The organism is Ruegeria sp. BI12, assembly GCF_056537985.1.
The window spans coordinates 2,487,131-2,499,516 of the sequence record NZ_JBQFSL010000001.1 but is presented as its reverse complement, the minus strand read 5'-3'; the positions used below and the strand labels follow the sequence as shown (position 1 = coordinate 2,499,516).

Below are 12,386 nucleotides of genomic sequence, written 5' to 3'. Positions count from 1 at the left end.
GGCACTCGTTAAGGGTACGGGTCACGGACGCCCGAACCGAAAGCTATTATCTGGTTTGCCCGCAAAGCAGCGCGGGATGACCGGGTAGCTTTCGGTTAGGAAATACGCATACGTTCCTGATGGATATTCGGGCGAAACCGTAAAGGCTCCGTTACATTCATCAAGATTTCCAGCGCTTGCGACATAGACATAGTCCTCGTTGAACGTGCCGTCGTGTTTGCCACCGGGCTCGCGTCCTCCGGGGCGGTTGCCGCTTTTCAGTCGATACGAGGATGTCATCTGCGTCACCCTTCCGTCCACAATGCCGGTCATTGCATAAATCGGGAAACCGTCGGCGGCATATCCGATCAGTGGCGAATGACGGTTGGGTGAATAGTCCAGCAGCTCAATAAAGCCAGTAGGGATGCCGTGATAATGGTATTTTCCATTGGGTTGTACATGCGCAAAGTTTTCGTCGAAGCCCAGAGCAACCGCACCGCCAAGCGCATTGTAGGACCATCCCGAACGGGGACTTCCTTGCCAGAACTCAGCCGCCAACGGGTCGAATACGACGCCGTTTAAAGACACGCCAAAATTCCATCCCATTTCGAGCGGGGTAATGCGTCCATTGGTTTTTGGGTTGGCCGGCACTTTCAGTTTGACGCGCTGCTCGGAAATGCTGTGCGGATTGCCCTTATTTGGGAAGCGGCCGACAAGGTGATCGGGAATCCCATTGGCTGAAACGCGCAGGCTGTTTCGCACCTCGGAGATTTCAGAATGACTGTGTCCGGGGTCAACTGTTGCGGCTTGCAGACGAAGTGGTCGCGTTTCTGTTTCGTCGTGGTACCGAAATCTGTGCTGGGCGGTTGCTATAGCAGCAACTGTGGAAAGAGCGAATGCAACGCTCCAAACGGCGACAGTCTTGGTCATCAAAATCCCCTTTGCGTTTCAACTGTGACATTGAAACGTGCGGGATTGGCTATTCCGTCGAAATAGCTCGAGGTGACTACGAAATCGCCCGGCTGCTGGGCAACCGGGCGATCAAGTTCTTTAGTCGTACGCGGGTCTTAATCCGCAGTTAAAAGCGGAGGCTTATCGCCCGGAATACGCGGCTGATCAGGGCCGAGGATTTCCAGGTTCAAATCGCCCTTTTTGACCGACACGCGGACCACTCCGCCTTTGGCCAGTTTACCGAACAGCAACTCCTCGGCCAGCGGCTTCTTGATGTGCTCCTGGATGACACGGCCCAGAGGACGGGCACCCATTTTGTCATCATACCCTTTGTCCGCCAGCCATTCGGCGGCTTTACGGGTCAGGTCAATGGTCACATTGCGGTCTAGCAACTGCGCCTCAAGCTGCAGCACGAATTTCTCGACAACCTGGAGGATGACCTCTTTCGGTAGTGGCGCGAATGAGATCACGGCATCCAGACGGTTGCGGAATTCCGGCGTGAACATGCGTTCGATCGCAGCGGTATCCTCTCCTTCGCGACGGTCGCGGCCAAAGCCGATAGCCGCCTTGGCCTGTTCCTGCGCGCCCGCGTTCGAGGTCATGATCAGCACTACGTTGCGGAAATTCACCGTGCGTCCGTTGTGATCGGTCAGCTCGCCGTGATCCATCACCTGCAACAGGATGTTGAACACGTCCGGGTGCGCTTTCTCAATCTCGTCCAGCAACAGAACACAATGCGGATGCTGGTCGACGCCATCGGTCAGCAGGCCACCCTGATCAAACCCGACATATCCCGGAGGCGCACCGATCAGACGGCTGACGGCGTGTTTCTCCATGTATTCCGACATGTCGAAACGCAGCAGTTCAACGCCCAGCGTATCAGCCAACTGTTTCGCGACTTCGGTTTTACCCACACCGGTAGGACCAGCGAACAGGTAGTTGCCGATAGGCTTTTCTGGTTCACGCAAACCGGCACGCGCCAGCTTGATCGCGCTGGACAGCGCTTCGATTGCCAGATCCTGGCCAAACACCACACGTTTCAGCGAGGCTTCGAGGTCTTTCAGAACCTCGGCATCGTCCTTGGTGACGTTCTTGGGCGGGATGCGGGCGATCTTGGCGACGACCGCCTCGATTTCCTTAACCCCGATGGTCTTGCGCCGTTTGCTCTCAGCCACCAGATGCTGCGCTGCACCGGCCTCATCAATCACGTCGATGGCCTTATCGGGCAGTTTGCGGTCGTTGATGTAACGGGCCGACAGTTCTACCGCCGTCTTGATGGCGTCAGCAGTATATTTGATCTCGTGATGCTCTTCGAAATAGGGTTTGAGACCGCGCAGGATTTTTACGCTGTCCTCGACCGAAGGCTCATTCACGTCGATTTTCTGGAACCGACGGCTCAACGCGCGGTCCTTTTCAAAATGTTGACGGAATTCCTTGTATGTGGTCGATCCCATGGTGCGCAACTTGCCACCCTGCAGAGCAGGCTTCAGCAGGTTTGACGCGTCCATCGCGCCGCCCGAAGTGGCACCGGCACCGATGACGGTGTGGATCTCGTCGATGAACAATACCGCGTCGGGGTGATCTTCCAGCTCGGTCACGACCGCTTTCAAGCGTTCCTCAAAATCGCCGCGATAACGGGTACCTGCCAACAATGCGCCCATATCCAGCGAATAGATAGTGGTTTCAGACAGCACATCGGGGGCTTCCCCGCCCACAATCTTATGCGCCAGACCTTCGGCGATGGCGGTTTTGCCCACGCCCGGATCGCCCACCAGCAGTGGGTTGTTCTTGCGGCGGCGGCACAGCACCTGAATGCAACGCTCAACCTCATCGGCGCGTCCGATCAGAGGGTCGACGTCGCCCGCACGGGATTTAGCGTTCAGGTCAATGCAGTACTTTCCGAGCGCGCTTTCTTTCTGATCGCCCTCGGTGACGCCAGGTTGAGCTTCTTCTTCGACCTGATCGGCGCCCGATACCGAGCGGTTTTCCCCGTATGCAGGGTCTTTCGCCACACCGTGTGCGATGAAGTTCACCGCATCATAGCGGGTCATATCCTGTTCTTGCAGGAAATAGGCTGCGTTGCTCTCGCGTTCGGCGAAGATGGCGACCAGAACGTTTGCCCCGGTCACTTCGGTCCGACCCGAACTTTGGACGTGGATCGCAGCGCGCTGAATGACGCGCTGGAAAGCGGCCGTCGGAACAGCCTCGGAACCGTCGATATCCGTGACCAGGTTGGACAGGTCTTCGTCGATGAATTCGACCAGCGTGCTGCGTAACTCATCCAGATCGACGCTGCAGGCTTTCATGACGCGGATCGCGTCAGGTTCTTCCAACAACGCCAGAAGCAGATGCTCCAGCGTGGCAAATTCGTGACGCCGTTCATTCGCGGCCGCCAAGGCCGCGTGGATGGCTTGTTCTAATGTGCTCGAGAATGAAGGCACGCGGGTGCTCCTCTGTCTTGGGTCGAAAGGGGGCAGGCTTCGGCCGGAACCCCATCCCAACCATGTCCTCATACTATTAGAGTTTGGTTGATCGTGGCCCGGCTTCAAGGGTTTTCTTTCACTTGACAGTCACATTTCACGTGACCGTGGCCGTGAGGAAGGCAATTTGGGCATTAAAAGCGGTCTTTTCTAGCCCGGATTTCCGCAAAAACTTCGACCGGGTCCGAATTGCGCATACCCAAATGGGCCTGAATCGCCGGATCAGCGGCTCGCAAGAAGGGGTTTGTGGCCTTTTCGAGCGCCAGAGATGAGGGCACAGTGGCTTCTCCGGCTGCGCGGGCGCGGTCGATATCAGCAACGCGCTGCTGTAGCTTAGCATTTTCCGGGTCAACAGTCACAGCGAATTTTGCATTGGACTGCGTGTATTCATGACCTGAACAAACCAGCGTATCGTCGGGCAGGGCGGCCAGTTTGCTGAGAGAGGCCCACATCTGCGATGGCGTGCCTTCGAACAAGCGCCCGCAACCCAAGGCCATCAAGCTGTCTGCAGTGAACACAACTGCGCTTTGCGGCATATAGAACGCAATATGTCCGACCGTATGTCCCGATACATCCAGGACCTGAACCGGTTCGCCCCCGACTTCGAAAGTGTCGCCTTCGCTCACTTGCTGATCCAGCGGTGGCAGGCGATGTGCATCAGCAGCGGCACCAATCACTTTGGCCGGGCGTCTTTCCAAAATTGCACTCAAACCGTCCACGTGATCCCAGTGATGATGTGTCAACAATACGTGGGACAGCGCCCACCCGCGCCGGTCTAACTCGGCCAGAATGGGACCGGCCTCGGGGGCGTCGACCAGTGCGGTATTGCCGCTTGCGGCGTCATGCGCCAGAAATGCGTAATTGTCGCTGAGACATGGGATGGTAACGACCTCAAGAGGCATGGCCTTTTGCCCTTTCGTTGCTAGACTGCGCCCAGCTAAGCCGATTGACCGGGTGTCTGCAATGCATCTTGATGTGCAGGATTTGAGGAACTTCTACTATCGTAGCACTCTGGGTCGTGCCGCGCAGGCGGCGATCCGTGGGCGATTGATTGAGCAATGGCCTGAGGCCAAAGGGCAAACCGTGGCAGGATTCGGGTTCGCTGTTCCTTTGCTGCGTCCTTACCTTGCCGACGCTCGCCGGGTAATCGGCCTGATGCCGGGACCACAGGGGGTTATGCCCTGGCCAGCGGGAATGCCAAATGTGTCGGTTCTGACAGAAGAAACCCTGTGGCCAATAGAAACGGGCCATGTAGACAAGCTTATTGTGATGCATGGTCTAGAAACGTCGCAGCGGCCCAGCCAATTGCTGAATGAGTGTTGGCGTGTTCTGGGACCAGGAGGGCGCGCATTCTTTGTTGTGCCCAACCGGGCAGGGCTTTGGTCACGGACAGACAAGACACCGTTCGGCTTTGGCCGACCCTATTCTGCCTCTCAACTGGAAAGTCAGCTCAAGGCGCATCATTTCATCCCGGAAAGCCACTGCTCGGCCCTTTACCTACCGCCGTCCTTTCGACGTTTCTGGCTGAAATCGGCAAATCTGATCGAAAAGACCGGTCAACGGCTGCCCACCGTTATGGCGGGCGGTGTGCTGATGGTTGAGGTGACAAAACAGATCCGTCCGCCAAGTGGAAATGTCACAAAAGACGCCGAGCGTCGCCCGATCAAGGCGCTGGATGGTCTTCTGAAACCAGCCTGAACATACCGGTCAATTTGCTTCGGCAAATCGCAAAAATTGAGGGAAATAGGACACAGGAATCGCAAAAACCTACACTTTCGTAACATTTTTCGCCTGTTTAAGCCGGACAAAAGGGTCGCACCCGGCTTAACTGTTTGAAATTAAACATTTTGTGGATAAGCCTGTTGCCGTGATAATATATTGCTAGCTGGGTTCGGCTCTGCTAGACCCCCGGTGATTTTGATCCCCGACCGTCTGGCCGGGGTTTCTTCACGCCCCCGGGGTAGCTGCCGCAACGCGAATTCGGGGCCCAAAATATCGGAAGGGTGGACGTGTCCGAACCAGCTTCGATTTCCACAGGCATCGCCGAGCGCTATGCCACCGCGATCTTTGAGATCGCCAAAGAGAATAATGACCTCGCAGGTCTGGAAACCGGAATCAACGATCTGGCAGCAGCATTGGGCGACAGTGCCGAACTGCGCGACCTGATCGCATCGCCTCTGGTTTCGCGCGCCGAACAAGAAGGCGCCATTACCGCAATCGCTGACAAAATGGGTCTGCACGCCATCCTGCGTAACACGCTGGGTCTGATGGCGCAGAAACGCCGCCTATTTGTTGTGCCGCAGCTGGTGCAGGTTCTGCGCGACATGCTGGCAGACGAACGTGGCGAAGTGACTGCCGATGTCGCGTCGGCCAAGGCGCTGACCAAAACCCAGATCGAAAAACTGTCCAAGACGCTGTCCGAGCGTGTGGGCAAGACCGTGACAATCAATGCGACCGTTGATGAAAGCCTCATCGGCGGTCTTGTCGTTAAAGTGGGCTCGAAAATGATCGACAGTTCGATCCGTTCGAAGCTCAACTCCCTACAGAATGCAATGAAAGAGGTCGGATAAATGGGAATCCAAGCTGCAGAGATTTCTGCAATCCTGAAGGACCAGATCAAGAATTTTGGTCAGGAAGCCGAAGTGGCCGAGATCGGCCGCGTGCTGAGCGTCGGTGACGGGATTGCCCGTGTATACGGCCTGGACAACGTGCAAGCGGGTGAAATGGTTGAGTTCCCCGGCGGCATCATGGGCATGGCGCTGAACCTGGAAAGCGACAACGTTGGTGTTGTTATCTTCGGTTCCGACCGTGACATCAAAGAAGGTGACACCGTTAAGCGCACCAACTCGATCGTGGACGTTCCGATCGGTGACGAGCTGCTGGGGCGCGTTGTAGACGGTTTGGGCAACCCGCTGGACGGCAAAGGCCCGATCAACGCAACCAAGCGTGGCGTTGCAGACGTTAAAGCGCCGGGCATCATCCCGCGTAAATCGGTTCACGAACCAATGGCAACCGGCCTGAAGTCGGTTGACGCGATGATCCCGATTGGCCGTGGCCAGCGTGAGCTGATCATTGGTGACCGTCAGACCGGCAAAACCGCCGTTGCACTGGACGCGATCCTGAACCAGAAAACCTATAACGAAGCGGCTGGCGACGACGAGTCGAAGAAGCTGTACTGCGTTTACGTTGCCATCGGTCAGAAGCGTTCGACCGTTGCGCAGCTGGTGAAGAAACTGGAAGAGTCCGGCGCGATTGAATACTCGATCGTTGTGGCCGCAACCGCGTCCGACCCGGCACCGATGCAGTTCCTGGCACCCTACGCTGCAACCGCGATGGCAGAATACTTCCGTGACAACGGCCGCCATGCGCTGATCATCTACGATGACCTGTCGAAACAGGCTGTGTCCTATCGTCAGATGTCGCTGCTGCTGCGTCGTCCGCCCGGACGTGAAGCCTATCCTGGCGACGTTTTCTACCTCCACTCCCGCCTGCTGGAACGTTCGGCAAAGCTGAACGAAGACTTCGGCGCAGGCTCGCTGACCGCTCTGCCGGTTATTGAAACCCAAGGCGGTGACGTTTCGGCGTTTATCCCGACCAACGTGATCTCGATCACCGACGGTCAGATCTTCCTTGAAACCGAACTGTTCTACCAAGGCATCCGTCCTGCTGTGAACACCGGTCTGTCGGTTTCGCGTGTGGGCTCTTCGGCTCAGACCAACTCGATGAAATCGGTCGCTGGTCCGGTTAAGCTGGAGCTGGCTCAGTACCGCGAAATGGCTGCGTTTGCGCAGTTCGGTTCCGACCTTGACGCCGCAACCCAGCAGCTGCTGAACCGTGGTGCGCGTCTGACCGAGCTGATGAAACAGCCCCAGTACTCGCCGCTGACCAACGCTGAGATTGTTTGCGTCATCTTCGCGGGCACCAACGGCTACCTCGACAAGATCGAAGTATCCGACGTTGGCCGTTACGAGGCTGGCCTGCTGGCGCACCTGCGTGGCAAGCACGCGGACCTGCTTCAGTGGATCACGGACGAAGATCCCAAGATCAAGGGTGACGCATCCGACAAGATCAAGGCTGCGCTGGACGAATACGCCGCAACCTTCGCTTAAGGGAGAGGCGGGCATATGCCAAATCTTAAGGACCTTAAAAACAGGATCGAGTCGGTCAAATCGACCCGCAAGATCACCAAGGCCATGCAGATGGTCGCGGCCGCAAAATTGCGCCGCGCCCAGGAATCTGCCGAAGCCTCGCGCCCCTATGCCGAACGGTTCAATGCCGTGATGGCGGGGCTTGCGGCGTCGGTCGGGGGCAGCGACAGCGCCCCCAAGCTGCTCCGTGGTACGGGCAGTGATGATGTCCATCTGCTGGTTGTCATGACAGCTGAACGCGGCCTGTGCGGCGGCTTCAACTCGAACATCGCCAAGCTGGCCCGTGTCAAAGCGGAAGAGCTGCGCCTGAAGGGTAAGACGGTCAAAGTTCTGACCGTTGGCAAAAAAGGCCGCGACGCGCTCAAGCGTGATTTTGGCGACCTGTTCGTTGGACATGTCGACCTGAGCGAGGTCAAGCGTCTGGGTTACACCAACGCGCAGGACATCGCGAAGGACATCCTGTCCCGCTTTGACGGGGGTGAGTTCGACGTTGCAACGATCTTCTATTCGAAGTTCGTCAACGTTGTGACCCAGATCCCTTCGGCACAGCAGATCATCCCCGCCTCGTTCGAGGAAACCGAGGGTGACGACAGCGGTGCGGTCTTTGATTACGAGCCAAGCGAAGAGGCCATCCTGGCTGACCTGCTGCCCAAGGGGGTTGCGACCGCGATCTTCTCGGCTCTGCTCGAAAACGGAGCCTCGGAACAGGGTGCACGGATGTCTGCGATGGACAACGCGACACGCAACGCGGGTGAAATGATCGACAAGCTGACGATCCAGTTCAACCGTTCGCGTCAGGCCGTGATCACCAACGAGCTGATTGAAATTATTTCCGGCGCCGAAGCGCTGTAGAGACAAACCGGAGACGAAACATGGCGAATGCAAAAGGCAAAGTCACACAGATCATCGGGGCCGTCGTCGACGTGCACTTCGAAGATCAGCTGCCTGAAATTCTGAACGCGCTGGAAACCACCAACAACGGCAAGCGCCTGGTGTTGGAAGTTGCACAGCACCTGGGTGAAAACACTGTCCGCACTATCGCGATGGATGCGACCGAAGGTCTGGTCCGTGGCGAAGAAGTAACAGACATGGGCGCACCGATCTCGGTTCCGGTTGGCAACGCCACTCTGGGCCGCATCCTGAACGTTGTTGGCGACCCCATCGACGAAAAGGGCCCGGTTGAGGCAACCGAATCCCGTGCAATCCACCAGCCTGCGCCGACCTTCGCAGAACAGTCGACCGAGTCGGAAGTTCTGGTCACCGGCATCAAGGTTGTTGACCTGCTGGCCCCTTACGCCAAAGGCGGCAAGATCGGCCTGTTCGGCGGTGCCGGCGTTGGCAAAACCGTTCTGATCATGGAACTGATCAACAACATCGCAAAAGTGCACTCGGGCTTCTCGGTGTTCGCGGGTGTTGGTGAACGGACCCGTGAAGGGAACGACCTGTACCACGAGATGATCGAATCGAACGTTATCAAGCCGGACAACCTGGAAGAATCGCAGGTGGCTCTGGTTTACGGTCAGATGAACGAACCTCCGGGAGCACGTGCACGTGTTGCTCTGACCGGTCTGACCCTGGCGGAACAGTTCCGCGACCAGTCCGGTACCGACGTTCTGTTCTTCGTCGACAACATCTTCCGCTTTACGCAGGCGGGATCCGAGGTTTCGGCTCTGCTGGGTCGTATTCCTTCGGCGGTGGGTTACCAGCCGACACTGGCCACCGACATGGGCGCTCTGCAGGAACGCATCACCTCGACTAAGTCGGGCTCGATCACCTCGGTTCAGGCGATCTACGTACCTGCGGATGACCTTACTGACCCTGCGCCGGCGACCTCGTTTGCTCACTTGGACGCGACCACAGTTCTTAACCGTGCGATCTCGGAAAAGGGTATCTACCCTGCGGTTGACCCGCTCGACTCGACCTCGCGTCTGCTTGACCCGGCCATCGTCGGTGAAGAGCACTACAAGGTTGCGACCGACGTTCAGCAGATCCTTCAGCGCTACAAGTCGCTGCAGGACATCATCGCCATCCTTGGCATGGACGAACTGTCGGAAGAGGACAAACTGACCGTGGCACGTGCGCGTAAGATCGAACGCTTCATGTCACAGCCGTTCGACGTTGCGCAGGTCTTCACTGGCTCGCCCGGCGTTCAGGTTCCTCTGGATGTGACCATCGCGTCGTTCAAGGCCGTTGTGGCCGGCGAATACGATCACCTGCCCGAAGCGGCCTTCCTGATGGTTGGTGGCATCGACGAAGTGATCGCCAAAGCGGAAAAGATGGCCGCAGAAGCTGCCTAAGGAGCACATCTGATGGCAAACACGATGCAATTCGACCTCGTCAGCCCCGAGCGGAGCCTTGCTTCGCTTGAGGCCACCGCGGTCCAGATTCCCGGCGCGGACGGGGACATGACGGCAATGCCCGATCATGCCCCCACCATCACCACGCTGCGCCCCGGTCTGCTGAAGGTTGAGGCGCCCGAAGGGTCCAGCGAATACCTGGTCACCGGCGGGTTTGCCCAGATCAACGGCGACAGCCTTTCGGTTCTGGCCGAAAAGGCTATTCCGGTTGCTGAAGTAACACGGTCACATCTGGACGATCTGATCACAGAGGCACGCGCTTCGCACGAGGCGGCCAAGGCTGGTGACGATCAGTCTATCGTCGACGACGCAGCCAAGTTGCTGGCCGATATGGAAGCCCTTGGAACGCATATGAGCCTGTGAGCCCATCGACGTTCAATTGATTTAGAACGGTCCCGTTGAATCGGGGCCGTTTTTTTGTGGAGTTTTAGTGAAGTACCGGGTTAACCTCCGGGGGTTTATAAATAAAGTTGAATGAATGAAGACGTTTAAATCCCACCCGATTGGAATCGACCAAGGCGAGGCAGTCATTTTTTCCGAGTTCGCCGATGGTGGCGAGATGTGGACGGGCGAAGGGCCGCGCCAGCGCCGGTCAGTCGTGACGTTCAGTCAGGCGTTCCGATCAGTGCCGGTTGTTCAGGTTGGTGTGTCCTTGTGGGATGTAGATACATCTTCTGCTCTGCGCGCCGAAGTTACCGCCGAAGACATTACGCCTGAAGGCTTCAGCGCGGTGTTCCGCACATGGTCTGACACACGGATCGCCAGAATACGGGTCACATGGACCGCCATCGGAGAGGTGGCCAACGAAGACGATTGGGACATCTCCTAACGCAACAGGGCCCCACTACGGGGCCCATTGCGCGGTCGTGGGATAGCACAATGCGGTTTAGTCGCCTTACGCCTCGATCATGTCCACACGGGTTGCGTGACGACCGCCTTCGAACTCGGCCTCCAGAAACGCATCTACGATATCCAGAGCCTGACCTTCACCCACGACACGCGCGCCAATTGATAGCATGTTGGCGTTGTTGTGCGCGCGGATCATGCGGGCCGAGAAAGCGTCAGAACACACGCCACAGCGAATGCCCGGAACCTTGTTGGCCGCCATCATGATGCCCTGACCTGTACCACACAGGACGATCCCAAGGTGGCAATCGCCCGAGGCAACGGCCTGAGCTGCAGCTTTGCCGTGGACCGGATAGTGCGTGCTTTCCGGTGTTTTGGGGCCGATATCGAGGACTTCCCAGCCTTGTGCCGAGATATGGTCGGCGACCGTCTGGCGCAGCGCGATCGCTGCGTGGTCACTGGAAAGAACAATGCGTTTTGAGGCTGTCACGGGTTCGTCCTGCCTTTGTGTGTTGACAAAAAAGGGCGGCTGCTGCGCCGCCCAACTTGGTCAGTCCATGTGATACATCGACTCGTAGATTGGGGTCAGCGTCTTGTCCTCGAACAACGAAGACACGCTTGTTCCGTTCCAGATGTTCAGGATTGCTTGAGTGAAAATTGGAGCGGTTGGTACGATGCGGATGTTTTTGGCTTTGGCGATCTCTTTGGTCGGCTGGATCGTATCGGTCAGAACCAGCGATTTCATCACCGAATTCGTCACGCGTTCGACCGCAGGGCCGCTCATGACGCCGTGCGTGATATACGAGTGAACTTCCTTCGCACCGTTATCCAGCAGGACCTGAGCCGCCTTGCATAGCGTTCCTGCAGTGTCGCACATGTCGTCCACGATCAGGCATATCTTGTCTTTGACGTCACCGATAACAGTCATCTCGGCCACTTCACCGGCTTTTTCGCGGCGTTTGTCCACGATCGACAGGGGGGCGTTGATGCGCTTGGCCAGCTCGCGCGCACGGGCCACGCCGCCCACGTCGGGCGAGACGACCATAAGTTCGTCCAGATTGTCCTGAAACTGATGTTTCACATCCAGTGCGAAAATCGGCGAAGCGTAGAGGTTGTCGACCGGCATGTCGAAGAACCCCTGAATTTGCGCCGCGTGCAGGTCCATGGTCAGGATCCGCTCAATCCCGGCGCCAGTCAGCATATTGGCCACCAGCTTGGCGCTGATCGGCGTGCGTGCCTTGGTGCGGCGATCCTGACGGGCATAGCCGAAGTAGGGGATCACGGCGGTGATACGCTGTGCCGAAGACCGGCGCAGCGCGTCGGCGATGATCAACAACTCCATCAGGTTGTCATTCGCCGGGTTCGACGTCGGTTGGACGATGAACATATCCTCACCGCGCACGTTTTCGAACACTTCGACGAAAATCTCGCCGTCATTGAAGCGTTCGACCCGCGCATCGACCAGATTCTGATCGACGCCGCGATACAAGCTCATGCGTCGCGATATGGATTCGGCAAGAGGAAGGTTGGCGTTCCCAGCGATAAGCTTGGGTTCGTTGAGTGTCGGCATCGGCTGAGGTCCCCGGGCAGCAATGGCAATGTGACAGATTCGTGATGTTGACACC

12 protein-coding genes are annotated in these 12,386 nt (G+C 57.5%); 7 read left to right on the top strand and 5 right to left on the bottom strand.

Annotation, left to right across the window (positions count from 1 at the left end; all coding sequences use genetic code 11):
* Nucleotides 1-21 precede the first annotated feature (21 nt).
* The 3 genes from ACR0AK_RS12605 to gloB form a co-directional block, all read right to left on the bottom strand.
* Nucleotides 22-909: a YHYH protein gene (locus tag ACR0AK_RS12605; RefSeq protein ID WP_480793527.1), complete on the bottom strand. Its 888-nt coding sequence runs from the start codon at nucleotides 907-909 to the stop codon at nucleotides 22-24.
* 137 nt (nucleotides 910-1,046) lie between these two features.
* Nucleotides 1,047-3,371, bottom strand: a complete 2,325-nt coding sequence (gene clpA, locus ACR0AK_RS12600; protein ID WP_170559047.1) for an ATP-dependent Clp protease ATP-binding subunit ClpA — start codon at nucleotides 3,369-3,371, stop codon at nucleotides 1,047-1,049.
* Between the two features lie 173 nt (nucleotides 3,372-3,544).
* Nucleotides 3,545-4,312 (bottom strand): hydroxyacylglutathione hydrolase, encoded by a 768-nt coding sequence (gene gloB, locus ACR0AK_RS12595; RefSeq protein WP_480793526.1) that lies wholly within the window; start codon nucleotides 4,310-4,312, stop codon nucleotides 3,545-3,547.
* A 61-nt stretch (nucleotides 4,313-4,373) separates the two neighbouring features.
* Between gloB and ACR0AK_RS12590 the strand changes: the two genes are divergently transcribed.
* The 7 genes from ACR0AK_RS12590 to ACR0AK_RS12560 all read left to right on the top strand — a co-directional run bounded on the left by ACR0AK_RS12590 (nucleotide 4,374) and on the right by ACR0AK_RS12560 (nucleotide 10,744).
* Nucleotides 4,374-5,108 (top strand): class I SAM-dependent methyltransferase, encoded by a 735-nt coding sequence (locus ACR0AK_RS12590; protein ID WP_170559043.1) that lies wholly within the window; start codon nucleotides 4,374-4,376, stop codon nucleotides 5,106-5,108.
* A gap of 311 nt (nucleotides 5,109-5,419) precedes the next feature.
* Nucleotides 5,420-5,980, top strand: a complete 561-nt coding sequence (locus ACR0AK_RS12585; protein WP_170559041.1) for a F0F1 ATP synthase subunit delta — start codon at nucleotides 5,420-5,422, stop codon at nucleotides 5,978-5,980.
* Nucleotides 5,981-7,519, top strand: coding sequence for a F0F1 ATP synthase subunit alpha (atpA, locus tag ACR0AK_RS12580; protein WP_170559039.1), 1,539 nt, complete (start codon nucleotides 5,981-5,983; stop codon nucleotides 7,517-7,519).
* 15 nt (nucleotides 7,520-7,534) lie between these two features.
* Nucleotides 7,535-8,410, top strand: a complete 876-nt coding sequence (locus ACR0AK_RS12575) for a F0F1 ATP synthase subunit gamma (protein ID WP_480793525.1) — start codon at nucleotides 7,535-7,537, stop codon at nucleotides 8,408-8,410.
* Nucleotides 8,411-8,430: 20 nt separating this feature from the next.
* Complete coding sequence (gene atpD, locus ACR0AK_RS12570) at nucleotides 8,431-9,855, top strand: F0F1 ATP synthase subunit beta (RefSeq protein WP_170559035.1); 1,425 nt, start codon at nucleotides 8,431-8,433, stop codon at nucleotides 9,853-9,855.
* A gap of 12 nt (nucleotides 9,856-9,867) precedes the next feature.
* Nucleotides 9,868-10,278 (top strand): F0F1 ATP synthase subunit epsilon, encoded by a 411-nt coding sequence (locus ACR0AK_RS12565; protein ID WP_170559033.1) that lies wholly within the window; start codon nucleotides 9,868-9,870, stop codon nucleotides 10,276-10,278.
* Nucleotides 10,279-10,393: 115 nt separating this feature from the next.
* On the top strand, nucleotides 10,394-10,744 hold the full coding sequence (locus ACR0AK_RS12560) for an H-type lectin domain-containing protein (protein WP_170559031.1): 351 nt from the start codon (nucleotides 10,394-10,396) through the stop codon (nucleotides 10,742-10,744).
* A gap of 66 nt (nucleotides 10,745-10,810) precedes the next feature.
* On the opposite strand, the gene rpiB is transcribed toward ACR0AK_RS12560, so the two are convergent.
* Both rpiB and ACR0AK_RS12550 read right to left on the bottom strand, forming a co-directional pair.
* The gene (gene rpiB, locus ACR0AK_RS12555) at nucleotides 10,811-11,251 is read right to left on the bottom strand and encodes a ribose 5-phosphate isomerase B (protein ID WP_480793524.1); all 441 of its coding nucleotides are present in this window, start codon (nucleotides 11,249-11,251) and stop codon (nucleotides 10,811-10,813) included.
* Nucleotides 11,252-11,311: 60 nt separating this feature from the next.
* Nucleotides 11,312-12,331: a ribose-phosphate pyrophosphokinase gene (locus ACR0AK_RS12550; protein ID WP_170559027.1), complete on the bottom strand. Its 1,020-nt coding sequence runs from the start codon at nucleotides 12,329-12,331 to the stop codon at nucleotides 11,312-11,314.
* Nucleotides 12,332-12,386 lie beyond the last annotated feature (55 nt).